This is a genomic window from Psychrobacter sp. CAL346-MNA-CIBAN-0220, assembly GCF_040309805.1.
Classification (GTDB): domain Bacteria; phylum Pseudomonadota; class Gammaproteobacteria; order Pseudomonadales; family Moraxellaceae; genus Psychrobacter.
The window spans coordinates 466243-486531 of the sequence record NZ_JBEOPF010000001.1; the positions used below are offsets into that span (position 1 = coordinate 466243).

Genomic DNA, 20289 nt, shown 5'->3' on the forward strand with positions numbered 1-20289 from the left:
TGCCTCAAAGTGTTATATGATGTAATGCAGTTATGCTAACAGTGCCAGCTTATTATGTTTAATGACGAATATGCGTATGTTATTGCCAATATGGAATATAGAACTGGCTAGAGGCCATTAGCGATTCTTTACTATTATTGCGGCGGACGTGCCAGCTGATCAAATAGCCCACCATCGATAAAGATGGTATCCATAATCTCATCCCAAGACCCAAACACCGCCACCGGCTCAAAGGTATTTATGTTAGGTAACGTGGCTTGATGCGCCGCTAGTACTGCTTTATCACTAGGGCGTAGATACATCTGCGCCATCAGTTCTTGCGCTGGCTGGTCCCATAGACCTTTTAGGTAGGTATTTGCAGCGTCGGTGCTACCGTTTTTATCGGTAACGCTGTTAACCACCGCGACCGGATTATTAATGGCAATAGAGTAGCTGGGATAAATAATTTCCACCTTGCCTTTGGCGTGTTGGGTGGCGACCAAATGCGCTTCATTTTCGGTGGTAATGAGCACATCCCCTAGCCCGCGCTGAGTAAAGCTAGTCGTTGCTGCGCGCGCACCGTTGTCATAAGTGACGACGTTTGCGAGCATCTTTTTAAGATAGTCATTGGTTTGAGGAGCGTTTTGAGTGCTGTCTTCTTTAAAATGATGCAAGCCATAACCATAGGCACCCAAAAAAGCATAACGGGCAGTGCCGCTGGTTTTTGGGTTTGGCATCACTACTTCGACACCTTTATGCGCCAAATCCTGCCAATCTTGGATATTTTTGGGGTTACCCGTCCGTACCAACAGCACCATAGTGCTGGTATAAGGCACGGCATTATTAGGCAGCGCTTGTTGCCAATCAGCTGCAACTAAGCCTTTTTCTACCAATAAATTCATATCAGTATTTTGATTTAAAGTCACTACATCGGCTTGTAGACCGTTAGCGACTGACAGCGCTTGTTTACTCGAACCGCCATGCGATTGATTAATACTAACCTTACTATCTGGATGTTCTGCCTGATAAGCGCTGCTAAATAAGGTGTTATATTCTTTATAAAAATCGCGTGATACATCGTAAGAGACATTCAGCAAACTAATATTTTTATTATCGACAGCTGCGTTAGCGTCTTGGGTGGCTTGCGTTGGATTACAGCCAGTAAGCAGCACCATAGTTGTAATGGCGCCACCCATCATCAAAGTGCGTGGCAAAATACTTGTCTGAGCAAACCCTAAACTTTGATTAGCGGGGTGTAATACGTTGGTCGCTTTGGCAATATGTCGCATGGTAGCTCTCTATAAGATTGAATTTATAATATAATTTTTATTAAACCGTTTTTTATGACCCTATTTATTGGGTTAGAAGATACTTAATTGAGTAGAAGTTATTTATTAGAGCAACAGCTAGAGGGTGAAATTGGATAACGCTATGGATAATAAGAGCCATGCTAGCAGCTTGTACGAGTAACGCTTAGTGACAAAAGCGCTTATCAAGTTATTAACTTGGCATAAGTGTTTTTATTAGATGGCCTACACTAAGAAAGTTTGCGTAACGTTTATGCTATAAGGCAATTAGCCACTTGTGGCATACTTCAATTATGTAATGGACAGGTAGTGGCTATGTTCATTCACTACTCGCAAATGCATCACTTTATGAACATTAAGGCTGTCATATGACCACATACTTAACCCATCGCACATTTTATTCTTCTGCTATTCTTGTCAGTGCTCTTATGATAGTGACAGGTTGTCAGGCAGTAACGCCTAGTAGCTCAGATATCAGCAGTCCCAATATCGCTGCAAATACGGCAGCAGTGATGCAGACAGCAACCATACTCACGCCAGCGGTTCAAACTGTCGTTGGTGATTATGCCTCTGATGGTTATGCTAAACGCACACAAGGCTATGATTGGGTTGGGGTGATGGTGCGACCCCATGGCGACGCTGAAATTGATATCAAAGTACGCGCACGTGCCGACATCAAGCAGCCCAGTTGTAGCTTTGATGGCAAAGCAACATTGATGGGTCAAGATAATGCTCATGGGGTTATTTTTCAGACTATCGCCAATGATAGCGTGACTTTTTTACAGTTTAAAGATGGTAAACTAACCATTGATAGCCAAGACAAACAGGCCCTAAATTATTTTTGTTCCGGTGGCGCAACGCTTGCTGGAGATTATCAAAAACTTACTAGTAATTTAAAAATCAGCTAAAAGTACTAATAGTTAAGAGTGCTAACATTCAAATTGATAACAATAAAAAAGGTGCCAGATTTATCGTCTGGCACCTTTTTTTTAACGGGTTTTTAACTGGGCCTACTGGTCTTTTAAACCGCAGACGCCCCTACTAACTTTACTTCAGCGCGTTCTTCTCTTGCAATATTGGCATAGTAGCTGCGCAAAATATCCAACACTTCCGGACGGCTAAAGTTGTCTGGCACGTCTTCATCTTCTGATAGCGCTTTACGTAGCTTAGTACCGGACACTTTTACATGCTGGGTGGCATCATGCGGGCAGGTCTTACCTGAGGCCATTGCATTACAGGCATTACACCAAAATGTCCAATCTATCTTTAACGGCTGGGTAATTAGGTCGTCTTTTTCTAACTTCTCAAAAATAGTTTGCGCATCAAAGGCGCCATAATAATCGCCAACACCCGCATGATCACGGCCAACAATCAGATGGCTACAGCCATAGTTTTGGCGGAATAACGCATGTAGCAAGGCCTCACGTGGGCCCGCATAACGCATATCTAGCGGATAACCTGCTTGAATAACGGTGTCTTGTTTAAAGTAATTATCAATCAATGTTTTGATAGCTTCTTGACGGACTTCGGCTGGGATATCGCCTGGTTTGAGCGCGCCTAACAATGAATGTACCAATACCCCATCACAAATCTCAATGGCAATTTTGGCCAGATATTCATGCGAGCGATGCATTGGATTGCGAGTTTGGAACGCTGCGACACTTTGCCAGCCTTTATCGGCGAGTATTTGGCGCGTCTCTGCTGGGGTTTTGTAAATCTCTGGATATAGGGTTGGGAATTCACCTTCACTTAACACCTCAACGCTACCCGCAATATTAACCTCATCTTGGCTTAGCACTTGCTGAACGCCCGGATGCTCGCTATCAGTAGTGGTAAAGACTTGCTGGCACTCGTGTTCTTTATCGATGGTATACGTTTCTTCTACCGTTAACACGCCCATGATTTCGCCATTTTCAGCGACCAACGCCACTTTATCACCTTGAGTTAAGCTATCAGCGGTGGTTTTTGGCGCAGACAAGGTAATGGGGATAGGCCAAAACAAGCCAGCGTTAGCGCCCGTTTGCAAACGCATATTATCAACGACACCTTGCCAATCCGCTTGATTCATAAAACCATTAAGCGGGGTAAAACCACCAATACCTAACATAATTAAATCGCCGCGCTCACGTGAGCTTAGGATAATTTGCGGCAAAGTGCTGGCAAGTTCAAGCGCTTGCTTTTGTGCATCACCAGTTAATAGTAAAGGCTTGAGCTCGCTGCTGCCGTGCGGTGCTACTAGGTCAGATTGAGATTTAGGTGTTGCTGTGGCTGCTAAAGGTTGTGTCATGTTGATTTTAAGGACCTCGAATAAATGGTGAATTAAAAAGCTAAAAATGGAATTTTAAATACTAAAAAACCATGCAATAAAATTATGAATTGGGCTTGAATGGGATATGAGTAATACTGCAATGTATTTGATAAGCATAGGCTACCTAACTTTCGTTATGAAAATTTATGCTGTGTTTGGATATGGATATGACTTAAAGGAATTTATGTTTCAACGCTCAAGCTTATATGATGTAAAGCTATATTGTCTTAAGCCAGTTTTTTTAAGACCCCACTAACCATTTTTTTGATGCTACTACCTAGCAAATCATTTTCGCTGCCGCTCTTTGTATTGCTTTATCGCACTGACTTAGCGCATTTTTTGACACCACCTTTAAGTTTAAAAACAAAATTGAGATTACGTCATGTATCAATATAACTATGCTGACCAAGCTTTGGTTGAGGAACGGGTTGCCCAATTTCGTGACCAGACTCAGCGGTTTTTGGCAGGTGAGCTGCCAGAAGAGCAGTTTTTGCCACTGCGTTTACAGAACGGACTTTATATTCAGCGTTATGCGCCCATGCTGCGTATCGCCATTCCATACGGCCTACTTGCCAGCTATCAATTGCGCAAATTAGCTGAAATTACTCGTCTTTATGACAAAGGTTATGGTCACTTTACTACTCGTACCAATATTCAGCTGAACTGGCCAAAGCTTGAGGATGTGCCAGATATCTTGGCACATTTGGCTTCGGTACAAATGCACGCCATTCAAACCTCAGGTAACTGTATTCGTAATACCACTACTGATCCTTATGCTGGTATTCATCAAGAAGAAATTGCGGACCCGCGGCCGTATTGCGAAATTATTCGCCAGTGGTCGACCTTTCACCCTGAATTTGCTTTTTTACCGCGTAAATTTAAGATTGCAGTTATCGGTACGGAAAATGACCGTGCGGCGACCCAAGTGCATGATGTGGGTTTGCATGTGAAAATGAATGATGCTGGCGAGATAGGTTTTGAAGTGATAGTTGGCGGTGGACTTGGACGTACACCAGTGATTGGAAAAGTTATTAATGAATTTCTACCGCGCAAACATCTACTCAGCTATTTAGACGCTATTTTGCGAGTTTATAATTTGCATGGTCGCCGTGATAACAAGTTCAAAGCACGCATTAAAATATTGGTTGAAAGCATGGGCGGTCGCGAGTTTGCCAAATTGGTCGACGCAGAATGGGAAGCGCACATCAAAGACGGCGCGCTTACTTTGACCGATGATAATTTTGCCACCGCTAGCAGCTTCTTTAGTGCCCCTGATTATGTATCGATCGATGCGCTACAAGTTCAGTCTGAGCTACAGCAGCTGTTGACCAGCAATCAAGACTTTGCCAATTGGTATACCCAAAATACGGTCGCACATAAAGTTGCCGGCTATCGCGCTGTGGTTATCTCGTTAAAAGCAGGATTGGTTGACGGGAAATATGTGCCTTCAGGTGACGTGAACGAAGCGCAAATGGACGCCTTAGCTGATCTCTCCGACCGTTATAGCTTTGGTGAGCTGCGTGGAACCTATCAGCAGAATTTAGTCTTCGCCGATGTCGAAATCAGCCATTTATATGAGCTATGGCAGCAATTGGCTGAGCTAAATTTAGCACGCGCCAATATCAATACCTTAACCGACATGATTGTTTGCCCCGGCTGGGACTTTTGCTCGCTTGCCAATGCCACTACCCATAATATCGCCGAACAAATCGAAAAGCAGTTTGATGACCTCGATTATCTATATGACTTAGGCGATATCCGTCTGAATATGTCCGGCTGTATGAATGCCTGCGCCCATCATCACGTTGGTGATATCGGTATTTTAGGCGTCGATAAAAAAGGCGAACATTGGTATCAAATCAGTTTGGGTGGTAACTCTAGCGATAACGCCAAAATTGGCAAAATATTGGGTAGAGCCGTGCCCGCTTCTGACGTTGCCAGTACCTTACAGGTTGTTTTAGACACGTATCTTGAGCTGCGCGCAAAGACTGAAGACGATGTCGAGCGTTTTGGCGAGGTGATTGATCGGGTTGGCATAGCCCCATTCAAGGAGAAGGTCTATGGGTAATCATCATGTGCTCAATAGCAGCGGCATTGATATCAGCAGCAAAGACAATTGGTATGCGCTCATTACCAATGAGCTGCCGGATGGTATTGCACTCACACACGTCAGCTTGCTTGAACTGCTGCACAAACAAGAAAAGCTCGATGTGCTTGTGCCGCTTACAGATTTGCTTAGCGCAACTGGTACGCTTGCTGGTGGTCTATTGCAACAAGTGTATGAGCTATTAATCCAGCATAGCAGTCAGCTAGGTTTATGGATTACCGCCGATACTGATACCGATGCGCTAGCAGGATTGACAGAGCTTTTATTAGTACAAGCGTTAATTGTGATTCATGTGCCTGCCTTTACTGATGGGCGCGGCTTTAGCTTTGTTCAAACGCTACGCCAACTCGGCTATACCGGTGAAATTAGAATGGCGGGTGCGTTTGGTCGTGACCAAATTGCTTACCTTTTACGTGCCGGCGCAGATAGTTTTGTGCTCAGTAAACATGATATGCAATCTATCTCTGACATCAGTCAAGCATTTAACGCGCTTGCCAGCAGCTACGATGGTCGAAACGCAGCAGCATTACCGATGTTTGCGGGCGCTTAATTTTATGATCAATCATACGAACTTATATTAATCACTTTTCACTCTAATTATTTTTACATTAACAATCATTAAGGAGCGCATCATGAGTCAATTACACCCCAACTTAGATATCGACCAAGCCAATAAAGACCTACAAGGCAAGTCACCAGAAGATATCGTTGCATGGGCACTTACCCAAGCCGAAAACCCAATCATTACTACCAATTTCCGTCCATATGAATCAGCTATTTTGCATTTAGTCGCTAAACAGCGTCCTGATATCACCGTACTATGGGTAGATTCAGGCTATAACACCGATGCTACCTATCAGTTTGCTAATAAGCTCATTCGTGATTTGAACCTAAATGTCATCACTTATATTCCCAAACAAACCAGTGCCTACCGTGACGCGACTATGAATGGTATTCCGGGTATTGATAATCCACAACATGACGAATTCACTGACCAAGTGAAGTTAGAGCCGTTCCGCCGTGCACTTAACGAGCTAAAACCTGACGTTTGGTTCAATGCTATTCGTAAAGATCAAACTGAATTTCGTCAAGGTCTTGATGTGTTAAGCCTATCTAAAGATGGCGTATTAAAAGTCGCGCCATTATTTGAAAAAACCGACGCTGATTTGGATGTTTATTTGACTGAAAACAACCTACCGAACGAGCTTGATTACTTTGATCCAACTAAGGTAGAAGAAAACCGTGAATGTGGTTTGCATACCCAGCTATAATAGACCAATGATTAGCTGATACTTTAAAAAGTTAATACTAAAAAATCCTGCTTATGCCTTTTTATACCTACTTATGACAGTAAGTGGGATTTTTTATGCGTGCCATTAATTTTATGCTGCTATTCCTTTTCCTATCAATAACCACCGTTATCATGTCAAAAACGAATATGCTAATGCCAATACGCTAGGTGAGCAGAGCCACGCAATGCCCCATAATGGTTTCATAAATTAGCTTTAATTGACTGCAACTAACTGACGGTGACGATATGAACACCTTTCCGCTATTTTTTAAATTAGAAGGCCGCAAAGTACTTATCGTGGGCGGCGGTGATGTGGCGCTACGCAAAGCAGATTTGCTCAGCCGGGCTGGCGCATGTATTACTATTCTTGCGCCGAGTATCTGTGCTGAGCTACAGGCTCTATTACAAGAAACTAAACACGAATTAATCTACGAAAATTATAATCAGACCTATATAACAGGCTCGCGCGTTATCATTGCTGCGACCGATGACGAAGCGCTTAATCATCAGATTCATGCCGATGCCACTGAGCTTAATATTCCAATCAACGTGGTCGATACCCCGCACTTATGTGATTTTATTTTTCCCGCTATCGTTGATCGCAACCCGATTGTGATTGGTATTTCATCCAATGGTAAAGCGCCGGTGCTGGCACGTTTATTACGGGCACGGTTAGAGACCTTAATACCACAAGGCTACGGTAAGCTGGCTAAGTTAGCAGGTGACTTTCGCGCTGAAGTGAAGACTAAAATACCGACCCTTACTGGACGTCGGCAGTTTTGGGAACGTGCCTTTGAAGGTCAAGTCAGTGAGCTGATGTTTGCCGGAAATGAAACCCAAGCAGCAGCGCAATTACAAGCCGATTTAGATAGCACGGCGGCTCAGATCGTTAAAGACAATACGGTCAAAACTAGCACCTCTAATCCTACGAGCCAGCACGCGGCTGGGCCAAATACACCAACGACATCAGCAAGTACGCCGGTACTCGCGAATGAGTCAACTACTAGTGACAATAATACAGCCACCAAACCTATTCAGCCTATTGGCGAAGTCTATATCGTCGGTGCAGGACCTGGAGATCCAGAGCTATTAACCTTTAAAGCGCTCAGGCTTATGCAACAAGCAGACATTGTATTTTATGATGCACTGGTATCGCCGCAAGTGCTAGATTTATGTCGCCGAGATGCTGATAAAGTATTCGTCGGTAAAAAACGCAGCAACCATGCCGTGGCGCAATTAGGTATTAATGAGCTATTGGTTAACGAGGCCAAAAAAGGTCGACGTGTGGTGCGGCTAAAAGGGGGCGATCCGTTTATCTTTGGCCGTGGTGGTGAAGAGATTGAGAGCTTACGCGCGCATGGTGTTGCCTATCAGGTCGTTCCGGGTATTACCGCTGCTAATGCTGCTGCAAGTTATGCGGGTATTCCGCTGACTCACCGAGATCATTCGCAATCGGTTCGCTTCGTCACTGGGTTCTTAAAGGCGGGTGCACCCAACGATAATTTTAAAAATCTACTCGATACTGATGAAACTGTGGTGTTCTATATGGGCCTGCATTCACTACCACGCTTGACCGAAGGCTTAATTGAGGCGGGACGCTGTGCCGATACCCCTATCGCTATTGTCTCTAATGCCAGTATGCCCAATCAGCAAGTATTAACGGGAACGCTTGCAACTATTGTTGCCCAGCAAGCAGAAGCGCAACTACCAACGCCTGCGTTACTAATTATGGGTGATGTGGTCAGCCTACATCATGATTTGGCTTGGTACAATCTACACAATCAGCAGCACAATCAAAACGTTAGTGATACGGCCAGTAACTGGCTACGTGAGGGCACGGCTGCTACCCCGAAAGATTCAACTTCAAACCAGCCTACTCGCCAGCAAGCACATGCCTTATCAATGGTAGCTAATCTTGCTGAGCAAAAACAGAGTGATAGTTTGGAGCAGTTGGTGATTGGTTAGGTTATATAGGTAAAAGAGCAAAAAACCACACTAGCAAAATTGTTAGCGTGGTTTTTTTATAACAAGATTAAGCTATCAAGACGTAATATTACTACCCCGACCCATTCAAACACAGCAAACCCCACCGATTCTTGCTAGAATAAAAACTTTCTATTGACCGTAATCATAGCCCGCTTATGTCCTTATCTACCGCTATTACATCTTCGTCTTCAGCTTCTCATATTAGACCTTTAAATATCTTACACACCTCCGACTGGCATTTAGGAAGACGGCTATATGGGCATATGCGTTATGAAGAATTTGAGGCATTTTTGAGTTGGCTACAAGAAACGATCAGCTCTCAACAAGTAGACATATTGATTGTTGCTGGTGATATATTTGATACGATGACACCAAGCAATCGTGCGCAAAACCTATATTATGGTTTTTTAGGTAAAGTTTCAAAAACCTGTTGTCAGCATATCGTCGTTGTAGCAGGTAACCACGATTCTCCGACATTTTTAGAGGCGCCCAATCAAGTATTAAAGTTTTTAAACGTACATGTCATTGGTATGGCTTGTGAAGACTTAAATGACGAAGTGTTGGTTTTAAATGACAAACACGATATCCCATATTGTATCGTGACCGCTGTACCTTATTTACGCGACCGCGATGTCAGAAACAGTAGTGCTGGTGAGTCGATGGACAGCAAGGACGCTAATGTAATCAACGGTATTCGCGCGCACTATGACGGCGTGGCTGCTATAGCCAAAGCCAAGCAAGATGAGCTTACTGAGACAGTGGACCACTATGTTCCTATCATTGCGACAGGGCATTTATTTACGGCTGGCGGAAGTACTACAGCAGATGATGGCGTACGTGACTTATATGTCGGCAACTTAGGTAAAATCTCCGCCGATATGTTTGATGAGTGCTTTGATTATGTGGCGCTTGGGCATTTACATGTGCCGCAGCGCGTTGGAGGCCGTGAGCATATTCGATATTGTGGCTCGCCTATTCCCATGGGCTTTGGCGAAGCGCGCCAACAAAAATTGGTCTTATTGGTTCAGTTTGGCGCGGTAACGCATAACGTTGCTAGTAATTACAACAGTAATAATGACCTTCTAATATCAGATAGCGACATTGACATACCAAAGTGTCAATCTAAAATCACCTCAAACAATCATGCTAATAGTAATGATGATTATATGGATGACTTATTTGGCTTTGAAGATACTTTTAACGAGAAAGCTATATCATCATCAGATAGTAATCGCCAGTTATTACCTTCATTTACGAGCGATACAGATTCTAGTACAAATTCGACATTGCTTCATCACGACAATGACCATGGCATGCAAGTCATCTCCCTTCCCATCCCCTGCTTTCAGTCATTAGCGCAAGTCTCAGGTGATATTAAAACCATCGAAACGGCCATTCGCACGCTTACGCAGTCGCGCTCATCGTCAGAGCCAATTTGGCTTGAAGTTAGTTATACTGGCGATGACATTGTTGCCAATCTGCGTGAAAAAATAGATGCCATAGTAGACGGTTTGCCATGTGAGGTACTTATAAGTAAAAACCCAACCAAATATAATAAAGTACTCAACCAAGAACAATCCTCTGAAACCTTACAAGATTTAAATGAATTAGAAGTTTTTGAGCGCTGCTTGACGCTTAATGAGGTAACAGATGCGCAAAAGCTAAGCCTACGCGACGCTTATGAGCAAATACTGTATGCCATCCATCATACAGACAGTCGCGCTGAATAAAATAAGTGCCGAATAGCATTTTATTAAAAACAATATCAAAACTACTATAAAGAATATCTCCTTAACTTATAAGTAAGGGTTGCTCATGCGACTGATTGAATTAAGCCTAAAAAATCTAAACTCCCTCAAAGGTGAGTGGCATATTGACTTTACTGATCCCGCTTTTATTAGTGAAGGCATTTTTGCCATTACAGGACAAACCGGCGCTGGCAAGACCACCATTTTGGATGCGATTTGCTTAGCGCTATACAGCCAAACTCCGAGACTGGGTGATATCACCGCTTCGTCTAACGAGATGATGACCCAAGGTACCGGTGAGTGTTCAGCTGAGGTGGTCATAGAGATCGGTGGCAAGCATTATCGCTGCTTTTGGTATCAGCATCGCGCGCATAAAAAAGCCAAAGGTAATCTACTACCTATCAGACATGAAATAAGTGATGTTGAAACCGGTGATATCTTAGAGGATGCCAAGTCTAAAACAACACCGTTTATTAAAGAACTCATTGGCATGGATTTTAGCCAATTTACGCGCTCAATTATGCTGGCACAAGGTGGTTTTGCTGCTTTTTTAAAGTCAGAAACGTGGGAAAGAGCGGCTATTTTAGAGAAAATAACGGGCACTGCCATTTATGCGCAAATCTCTAAAAATGTCTTTGAGAAAAAACGGCATAAGGAGCATGAGCTTGCTAAATTACAAGCTGGTGTGGACAGCTTACCCTTGTTAAGTGCCGAAGATGAAGCACAGCTGATAACAGGTCTACAAACGCAGCAACGTTTACAAACAACGCAGCGGCAAGACTTTGATACCGTCACTAAGCAATTGGGCTGGCTAGAGGATGTTGCGCAATTGAAGCAAAGCTTAGCGCAAAACCTCACCACACTGACGAGCGCCACACAAGATGAGCAAGACTTTATTCCAAATGCTTTGCGCCTAAATGCAGCCAATAAGGCGCTTGAGATTGAAAGCGCTTTTCAAGCACTGACGCACAGTCGTGATACAAGCAAACAGCTCAAAAATGAACAACAAGATTTACTCGATAAAAAACCTACTCAAACTATATTACTAGAGAAATCTACCGCTAATTTTAACGCTGCCAACACGTCTGAATCCCAAATGGCAAATGAGCTACGCGACACCCTACCCATCATTGCTCGCGTGCGACAACTCGATGCCAAGATACAGCAGTACACACACACGTTAGCCGCTGATAATCAGCGTAAAAGCACCTTATCATCGAGTATCCAGCGCTTATCACAAGAGATAAGTAGCCATCAAACAGCAGAACAAGACATTAAGAGCGAGCTTACTCGCATCGCAAACTACCTAAGTGAGCGTAGTGCGCTGAATGGTATTGATAGCGATATTATTACCTTTAATAATAACTGTACTCGTATGAAGTCATTGCTACAGAGCAATACTCAATCAAGTGACAACAAACAGGCTCATCAAAATGCAAACAGCCAGTTGCAAAAAGAACTATCTACTCTCAATCAGCAGCAAGAAACAGACGACAAGTTTATTGGGGAAAAGCAACAAGCACTCAAAGAGTTACAACAGCAGCAAGCGGCATTACTACAAGATAAATCACCAAATGGGCTGCGCGCTCATATTGATTATATAGACGCCCTCACTCAGCACAGCGAACAAGTACGCCTTGGGCTACAACAGTTAGCTGACGTCTCAGAAAAAATAAATATCGTCAGCGCAGCGGTGCCGGATATCCAACAAGCAGTGAATGCGATTAAAGATACAATCGCTAACTATGAATCAGATATTAAAGGCGCAAAAGCCCAACGCCAAGACAAGCAAGACTATCTTGAAGCACTACAGAAAGTCGCTAAGCTTGAGAATTATATTATCGAGTTACAGGATGGTATACCATGCCCATTATGTGGGGCACTTGAACATCCGTATGAAAATCAACATCCTCTATTAGACAATAATGATAGCCAACATGAAACCTCGTTAACTGAGCAAACACGGCAACAAATTACTAATATCGATACACGTATAGATAATATGACGCACGCATTATCAGATTCTCAAGGTCAATATGCTGGCAAGCAAAACCAGCTACGAAATGAAAATAACCAACTCGCTGCGTTGCGCACGCAAGCGAAAACGCTTTGTACCGATATTAATAACCATATCAAAAATGATATTAATGCGATAAGTGTAGCAATGTCTAGTTCAGCTAATGACACTGCTATTAACACTATCGTTCAGCCTATAAAAGACATGAGTAATGAAATACTCACTGTTGCTCAGTATTTAGCTGGCGATGTAGCCGATAGTATAGGCACAGACCCGCAGTTGCTCAGTCATTTGTTATCCACCGTTAACGATACCAAATCAGCACTGAGCCAAGAAAAAGAAAATATAAAAAGTACGCTTAACCACTATGATAGTTTGACTCAAACACTGTCTGAGACGACCAAAGTGCTTGATAATGCTCAGAAACAACAGCAGCACTACTACGATGATAATAATAAGATAACTACTAATATCAAGCTCAATACTCAGAGAATAGACGACATAGATAACGTGCTACAGGCAAGTTTCATGGAGCTGACTACAGTAATATCCGCTGTAGCGGCAGTGGTAGACACCTATCCGGCTGATAAGTATCAAAACAATCTAAGTAAAGTATTCAATGACGGATCAATAACAGACGCTAGTCCAATAAAAGAGACTCTATTAGTATTAGACAATAGTGTTCAGGATAAAGCAGTTATTAATTCAGAGGATAGCGATGCATATATTGGTCACTTGCGACAGTTCAGTCTACGTTTGACACAGCTAAAACAGTACTTTCATGCTCAAAAAGACAACATCCAAACCTTACAAACGGAAAGCAGCAAATTATCCACTCAAATTGAGACCAAGCAGGTACAGTTAGATAATGAGAATACTGAGCTTAATAAGCTTAGTGATGGTATTGAAGAACAAACAACAGCGCTTAAACAATTACAAGACGATAGAACACAAAAATTTGCTGATCAAGATCCTGATGAAGAAAGCGATCGTTTGCATGAAGCACTTGATAACGCGAAGTCCAAAAAGGGAGAAGCACAAAGACAGCTGGATAATAGCGAACAGGCGCTATTGCAACTACGAAGTCGCGCGCAGCAACTGTCCACTGACCTTAGTAGAATTTTTAGCACGCTTAATACGCAGGAAAGTGAGTTTTCTAAATTATTAATGCAAGCGCAGTTTACTACTGAAACTGATTTTTTCAATGCTCGCCTATCCAAATCGACGCGCGACACGCTCCAACAGCAATACACCTCTATTGAACAGGCATTAAATCACGCCAACATGCAATTAAAGCAGACGCAGCACGCACTCGATGAAAAGGTAACTTTGGCATTAACCGAACTGACTGATGAAAATCGAGACCGTCTTGCCAGCAAACATACTGAACTAACGCTAGAAACTGAGCAGCGACTGGGTACGATTGGGGCGATCACGCAGCGACTAAGAGACAATGAGCAACAAAAAATGGCGCAGACAACGCAAAATATTGCTATTAACGCTCAAAAAGAAGCGCTGCAAGTTTGGCAACAGCTTGATGAACTCATAGGTTCATCAAGCGGCAAAAAATATCGCAATTTTGCGCAAGGCTTGACCTTTAAAATCATGATTGACCATGCCAATATTCAATTAGAGAAAATGAGCAACCGCTATTTACTGACACCTGATATCACTAATCCGCTGGAGCTTAACGTCATTGATAACTATCAAGGCGGCGATGTTCGCAGTACTAAAAATCTCTCGGGTGGCGAAGGTTTTATTATCAGTCTTGCCTTAGCCCTCGGATTGTCCCAAATGGCCAGTCAAAATATTCGGGTGGACTCGCTATTTTTAGATGAAGGATTCGGCACACTTGACGAGGAGTCGCTTGATATCGCCCTTGACACCTTAACCAACTTGCAACAAGAGGGTAAAATTATCGGTATCATCTCTCATGTGCAAGCACTAAAAGCACGTATTTTTACCCAGATTCATGTGAAGAAGCTCTCAGGTGGTTATAGTGAAATAAGTGGTCAAGGTTGTAGTAAAGTCACTACTAAAGACGCTGTTTAAAGTATGAAAGAGATTAAAAGATTATGATGCTAATCAGATTTATACATAGTGTGGGTAACGCAAAAACAGCTATTGCCCTACCCATTGTTTTAGTTGGAACCTTGGTTATCACGACTGGAATAGCTCAGGCAACCATCAGCTGCGCCGGTTATTTACCCAGTAGTTATTTTGATCGTATCGACGACAATAGAGAGTTTGCTGGCAAGCTGGTCGATCTAGAAGATCGTACGCAGCAGCTAGAAGACTTAAGTGGCAACGTTATTGTAGAGGGATTGACTGACGGCTATATATTGATGGACAAATATTTATGGGCGCAGCGGCTTGGCGCAAATGGAAAGAAGTATGGGATTGCCACCGCAACTGGCGAGATAATCGTACCGTTCGCTTACGATAATATTTCGACCGAGCCTGATATTGGAACCAGCTTTATCGTCAGTATTGATACGCCAGATGGCGTAACCAAACAGGGTATTATAGACCGCAATGGTTATTGGATTTATCCCACTCAACCTCAAAATAATAAGCAACAGCAGAAACAACTCAAGAAACTCAGAATCGATAATGGCTATGGCGACTACAGCAATGCTAAACCAACACAGCAACTTATAAAAGCAGCTGATGCGCCATTTAACCTTGTATCTGCTTCTATCAGTCACGCGCATTATGATAGTGATGCTGACCGTGACTATTTTTTGATTGAATCTTTGTCTGAAGATGCTAGCAAGACCGAAGCTAAATCAGCAATAAACAAGATTGGTTTGCTCGATGATCAAGGCGCTTGGGTTATTCCACAGCAGTATGACGCGCTCTATCCATTAAATCCTTGTACGGGTAAACCTTTATATTTACAGGCCATTATTACAACGGCAAAACAACAGCAAACGGCTCTAATTGACCCATACAATAACATTATCATTCCTTTCGCCTCCAATCAGAATATTGAGCTTTTCAATAATAATGCAGCTTTTGATAATGAGAGTGCAACGCCGCTATTTCTGCGCAGTACCTTAATCGACAGTAGTACTGCGATCGGAATGACTCAGGATATTCAAGACGATATTATTAGCGCACAAATTGTTGATGCTCAAGGTAAGCTGCGCCTTTCCTCTACAGCGCCTATTATAAAGCTGCTATATCATCAGCTGTATGCCTATCAGCAGGCAAGCAAGTTTGGCTTTATTGATAATCAGGGTAACATTGTATTAAAGCCACAGTTTGATAGTTATCGTGATGAAGGCAATAAAGTATGGGTAGAAAAACAAGGTAAAATGGTGCGTTTAGAGACATTAACCATATTAGATTAAACCATATTTTTCATATCATATCTAATCCAAGCTAAGGCTGATATACAAGCTTCATATTGATTTAATATAGAACACTCGACTCCGTTGCTCGCACGCTCTCAAAGTCGCTCGTTTGTCTTTACCAAATCACATCTGTATCCGTTCTATAAAATTTTAAGCAGGCTTATAATGAGCAGACAATAAAAAACCACCTTTAAACTATTAAAGGTGGTTTTTTTGATTATAAGTATTTAATGAATAAGTTGACTGTTATTTAAGAGCTTATTTAGTAACCAAACCACTCAATTCACTCATCAGTACCGACAGCGTCGACAGACTAATGACTCTGTCATCATTATTATCAAGCTTTTGCATCTCAGAAGTGACTGACTCAAGCGGCGCTTCATTACGAGATTTCCAATCATTAAACGCTTGCTTAGTATCTGCTTTTGACAATACCGCATCCATCAGTAAGCGCAGACTACGGGTTATCTCATTAGCTAGTGCATGACGAGCACGGCGATCCCAATAGTCTTGCTGCGGTAAGGTGGCGATATTATCCATCATCCAATCCAGCTGCAAGACTTGATAGGCCTCAAAGTATAGTGCTGCAATTTCATCAACAGGACGCTCATACTGCTCAGCGAGTAGCGCGGCATCAAGAGCATCAACATGATAAGGCAGCATCGCAAACAGGGTGGCATCATTATCAGATAAACCATCTTGCGTTAAGCTTGCAGTGTCCTCTTGTAAGTGCTCAGCGAACTGCTGCTCAATAAAGCCGCCATTTTTTGTCAATTGCTCAACACTACTGCCAAAGCGGCTGATCATATCGGCTACTTGTATGTTTGGGCCAAAGGCATTGATAAACCAAACCACACCGCGTTCAAGCGCATCCCGTAAACGCAGCTCAAGCTGTAGCAAACGCTTAGCATCGACTTTATTATCAAGTGATTCAAGCAATTTCCATACTGCTGATACCTCAAAAACCTCACGGGTAATAGCATAGGCGCGAATAATAGTCGCCAGCGACTGATCCGTTTCTTCATACAAGCGGAACAGTGCCTCAATACCCAATCGGTTGACCACACTATTGGTCAGATAGGTACTAATGATTTCATTGGCTGGCGGGACAATTTTGCCATCGACAATGTTATCGGTGACGTCTAACATGCCGCGCAGGAAGGTTTGATAACAGGCAATACCTTCAGCTTGAAATGCTTCACGGCCATCGGCCATGGTTTTGGTCTTAACAATGAAGCCGCCTTTAGAGCCAACCGGAACAATGACCGCATTTTTAACCATTTGCGCTTTGACCAGACCCAATACTTCGGTACGAAAATCTTCCATACGATCTGACCAACGCAGGCCACCACGAGCAGCTTTACCACCTCGCATATGTACCGCTTCAACACGAGGCGAATAAACAAATATTTCAAACATTAGTTTTGGTTTGGGCAAGTTTGGAATATCACCTGCCAGGAACTTAAAGGATAGACGGTCTTTACGTTGACCCTCATTATCGGTTTGATAAAAGTTCGTCCGCACCATAGCGTTGATCAAATCTAAGTACCAGCGTAAGATACGATCTTCATCTAAACTATCGACAGCTGTCAGCGCTGTAGTGATTTGCTCTTGAATTTTGGTGGTTTTATTAAGGCGATCATCATCGCTATGTTTTGGATTCATACGCGCATCGAACAGATCGGCCAATGCCACACTAATGGAACTATTTTTGACCACCGTTTGCTGAATATAACTACTTGAGAATGGGGCTCGTGCTTGGCGCATATAATTAGATAATGCACGCAATACTACCACTTCATAAGTATCAAGCTTGGTTGTCAAAATGAGCTCATTAAAGCTATCGCTCTCAACCTGTCCGGCCCAAATTTGCTTGAGGCTATCTTCAAACTGAACCCGTACCACTTGCATATCGACGGTATCAACATGCTCCAAGGTCAGCTCATATTCTTGCATCCAAATAGGCTGTTCGGGTAGGTCAAACTCATAGGTTTGCGCTGAGATCACCGATACGCCAAAGTTTTCAAGTACGGGTAATACTTTGGACAATATTACTGGCTGCTGACGACCATATAGTTTTAGATGCAGCTGATTACCAGCATCGCCTGTTGACTGGTATAAATGCCATAGCATTGGCTGCTCGTCGGTTAAGTCTGCCAAGCGTTTGGTGTCTTCAACAGCAGTTCTAGCATCAAATCGCTCTTGGTAAGCCGCAGGAATATAATGTAAGAATCGACGAATTAAGGCATTGGCTTGCTGTTCACCAACGTTATCGAGCAACATTTTTTGATAATGATCATTCCATGACTGCATTAGCGCTGACAGCTCGGACTCAAGATCACTGGTGTCTACAGTATTGACTTGACCTGGTACGGTACGCACATGGACATGAACACGTGCATGGTCCGACTCATTAAACTCAGTAGTAAAACCAGATGAGGTGCCACCATAAGCCTCTTTTAGCACGTTTTGTACTTTAATGCGCAGTTCGGTATTGAATTTATCACGTGGGATATAGATCAAGCAGGAAACAAAGCGCTGATAATGATCGATGCGGGTGAATAGTCGTAGGCTCTTTTTGTCTTGTAGCTGGGTAATACCAGAGACGATAGGATATAGCTCTTCGACACTAGCCTGAAATAAGTCATCACGTGGCAAAGTATTAATCACGTGCATCATCTTATGATAGGCATGACCATTGCGTGGCAGATCTGCCATCGTCATGATTTTATTGGCCTTTTCGCGTAATAGTGGGATTTGCTGCACACTCAGCTGATAGGCTTGCGAAGTCAACAGTCCAATAAAACGATATTCCCCAACCAGCTTACCTTTATCATCAAACTTATGAATACCTAAAAAATCCATATATACTGGACGATGGATGGGTGATACACGGCTTGATTTAGACAGTACCAATACCCGAGGCTCGGTTAATAGTTTTTTAAGATTAACAGGCAACTCATCAAAACTCTTTGATAGAGTATCCTCAGTAGCACCGCGCAGTAAGCCAAGTCCACTATTACCAATGGCAAATAGGTTTAAATCAGCTCCTTTTTCTTTATCATCTTCTATATTGTTGCCTTCTAAACGGTATTCACGGAACCCTAAGAAAATAAAATGTTCATCAGATATCCAATCTAAGAAAGCTTGAATTTCCTTTTTAGAATAAAATACTTCTGGCAGTGGTTTTTGTGACAGCTCTGCTTTAATATCAGTCAGGCGCACCTGCATTTGTTCCCAATCACCGACTACCGTATCCAAGGTGTCGATTTTGTCTAATAGTATTTGCTGTAGCACCGCTAATTCGTCGTGGTCTTGATAAGCAATCTCACAATGGATCAGTGACATATGGGCGGTGCCAGTTTCTTGCGCACTGTCCATTTGGGTGATATTACCCTCGTCGTCACGTTGAACACTAATAATAGTGTTATAAGTGCGATGTACATCGATACCTTGTAGCTCAAGGGTCATTAATAGCGTATCTACCAAAAACGGGCGATCATAAGCCACCATTTGAATAACGGTATGAGAGCTATGAAAATGCTGTTCTTCAGCAATAGGATTTAAAATAGCCAGCTGCGGCTTACTGCCATCATAGGCTTTAAGTAAAGTAAAATGATGCAATGCCATGCCTGCCAAATCAGCATCGCTTATCGTATCTGCAGTTTCATGATGTAGCGAATGATAATAACTGTGCATAAAATAATCAAGCAACGACTTATCCTTTTGCACATAACTAGTGGCGATGTCGCTTATTTGGGCAATGCGCTCTTCTGTAATAGTAAGAGAGTTGGGCATAGCAGCTGTCCTTTTTATCAGTTTATTTTTTAGTGTCAATCACAGTATTAGGATGAGATTTTTTTGCAATTATTGTTGATATTATTTATTAACGCCAGCGTAATGCAGAATGTACTTATTTAGACCTTGGTTAGACCGTTTTTTATATATTCTCTAACGCTCACATTAACGGGTTAAATTGTAACCCACATACCCGCCTAACTAAAGCGTACAACATCATTTCATGTATAAGAACTGCTTTAATAACCTTTATTAATGAGATTGCTAATATTAATAATTATCTATCAACACCTAGTCTACGCTATTGCTGGGTGGTAATTATATTTACATTGTTTTATTATTAAACAATTTTCTATTTTTAATCTTAATAATGCCAATCATCTACTGTA

11 protein-coding genes are annotated in these 20289 nt (G+C 42.6%); 8 read left to right on the top strand and 3 right to left on the bottom strand.

Going from position 1 to position 20289, the window contains the following annotated elements; translation table 11 throughout:
* Positions 1-134: 134 nt before the first annotated feature.
* Positions 135-1154 (bottom strand): sulfate ABC transporter substrate-binding protein, encoded by a 1020-nt coding sequence (locus tag AAEY88_RS01845; protein ID WP_407074414.1) that lies wholly within the window; start codon positions 1152-1154, stop codon positions 135-137.
* A 500-nt stretch (positions 1155-1654) separates the two neighbouring features.
* On the opposite strand from AAEY88_RS01845, the gene AAEY88_RS01850 reads away from it, so the two are divergent.
* Positions 1655-2194, top strand: coding sequence for a hypothetical protein (locus AAEY88_RS01850; RefSeq protein WP_350558217.1), 540 nt, complete (start codon positions 1655-1657; stop codon positions 2192-2194).
* 113 nt (positions 2195-2307) lie between these two features.
* Here AAEY88_RS01850 and sat read toward each other — a convergent pair whose 3' ends face one another.
* The gene (sat, locus tag AAEY88_RS01855; RefSeq protein WP_350558220.1) at positions 2308-3573 is read right to left on the bottom strand and encodes a sulfate adenylyltransferase; all 1266 of its coding nucleotides are present in this window, start codon (positions 3571-3573) and stop codon (positions 2308-2310) included.
* A 403-nt stretch (positions 3574-3976) separates the two neighbouring features.
* Between sat and AAEY88_RS01860 the strand changes: the two genes are divergently transcribed.
* The 7 genes from AAEY88_RS01860 (at position 3977) to AAEY88_RS01890 (ending at position 16099) form a co-directional block, all read left to right on the top strand.
* Positions 3977-5662 (top strand): nitrite/sulfite reductase, encoded by a 1686-nt coding sequence (locus tag AAEY88_RS01860; RefSeq protein ID WP_350558223.1) that lies wholly within the window; start codon positions 3977-3979, stop codon positions 5660-5662.
* On the top strand, positions 5655-6251 hold the full coding sequence (locus tag AAEY88_RS01865) for a DUF934 domain-containing protein (RefSeq protein ID WP_350558226.1): 597 nt from the start codon (positions 5655-5657) through the stop codon (positions 6249-6251). Before AAEY88_RS01860 ends, AAEY88_RS01865 begins: the two co-directional genes overlap by 8 nt.
* Positions 6252-6333: 82 nt before the next feature.
* Positions 6334-6972 carry a phosphoadenosine phosphosulfate reductase family protein gene (locus AAEY88_RS01870; RefSeq protein ID WP_350558229.1) on the top strand — a complete coding sequence of 213 codons (639 nt, stop codon included), beginning with the start codon at positions 6334-6336 and terminating at the stop codon, positions 6970-6972.
* 266 nt (positions 6973-7238) lie between these two features.
* Entirely contained in the window at positions 7239-8957 is a 1719-nt protein-coding gene (gene cobA, locus AAEY88_RS01875; protein WP_350558232.1) for a uroporphyrinogen-III C-methyltransferase, read from the top strand.
* A gap of 176 nt (positions 8958-9133) precedes the next feature.
* Positions 9134-10708 carry an exonuclease SbcCD subunit D C-terminal domain-containing protein gene (locus AAEY88_RS01880; protein WP_350558235.1) on the top strand — a complete coding sequence of 525 codons (1575 nt, stop codon included), beginning with the start codon at positions 9134-9136 and terminating at the stop codon, positions 10706-10708.
* An 85-nt stretch (positions 10709-10793) separates the two neighbouring features.
* A complete protein-coding gene (locus tag AAEY88_RS01885) occupies positions 10794-14795 on the top strand; it encodes an AAA family ATPase (protein WP_350558238.1) in 4002 nt (1333 codons plus the stop codon).
* A gap of 23 nt (positions 14796-14818) precedes the next feature.
* Complete coding sequence (locus AAEY88_RS01890) at positions 14819-16099, top strand: WG repeat-containing protein (RefSeq protein WP_350558240.1); 1281 nt, start codon at positions 14819-14821, stop codon at positions 16097-16099.
* Between the two features lie 261 nt (positions 16100-16360).
* On the opposite strand, the gene AAEY88_RS01895 is transcribed toward AAEY88_RS01890, so the two are convergent.
* Positions 16361-19900 carry an NAD-glutamate dehydrogenase domain-containing protein gene (locus tag AAEY88_RS01895; RefSeq protein WP_350558243.1) on the bottom strand — a complete coding sequence of 1180 codons (3540 nt, stop codon included), beginning with the start codon at positions 19898-19900 and terminating at the stop codon, positions 16361-16363.
* Positions 19901-20289 lie beyond the last annotated feature (389 nt).

Coding starts and splice junctions, on each gene's coding strand:
- AAEY88_RS01845 (WP_407074414.1), bottom strand. CDS start 1,154: ATGGTGCTGCTTACTGGCTGTAATCCAACGCAAGCCACCCAAGACGCT.
- AAEY88_RS01850 (WP_350558217.1), top strand. CDS start 1,655: ATGACCACATACTTAACCCATCGCACATTTTATTCTTCTGCTATTCTT.
- sat (WP_350558220.1), bottom strand. CDS start 3,573: ATGACACAACCTTTAGCAGCCACAGCAACACCTAAATCTCAATCTGAC.
- AAEY88_RS01860 (WP_350558223.1), top strand. CDS start 3,977: ATGTATCAATATAACTATGCTGACCAAGCTTTGGTTGAGGAACGGGTT.
- AAEY88_RS01865 (WP_350558226.1), top strand. CDS start 5,655: ATGGGTAATCATCATGTGCTCAATAGCAGCGGCATTGATATCAGCAGC.
- AAEY88_RS01870 (WP_350558229.1), top strand. CDS start 6,334: ATGAGTCAATTACACCCCAACTTAGATATCGACCAAGCCAATAAAGAC.
- cobA (WP_350558232.1), top strand. CDS start 7,239: ATGAACACCTTTCCGCTATTTTTTAAATTAGAAGGCCGCAAAGTACTT.
- AAEY88_RS01880 (WP_350558235.1), top strand. CDS start 9,134: ATGTCCTTATCTACCGCTATTACATCTTCGTCTTCAGCTTCTCATATT.
- AAEY88_RS01885 (WP_350558238.1), top strand. CDS start 10,794: ATGCGACTGATTGAATTAAGCCTAAAAAATCTAAACTCCCTCAAAGGT.
- AAEY88_RS01890 (WP_350558240.1), top strand. CDS start 14,819: ATGATGCTAATCAGATTTATACATAGTGTGGGTAACGCAAAAACAGCT.
- AAEY88_RS01895 (WP_350558243.1), bottom strand. CDS start 19,900: ATGCCCAACTCTCTTACTATTACAGAAGAGCGCATTGCCCAAATAAGC.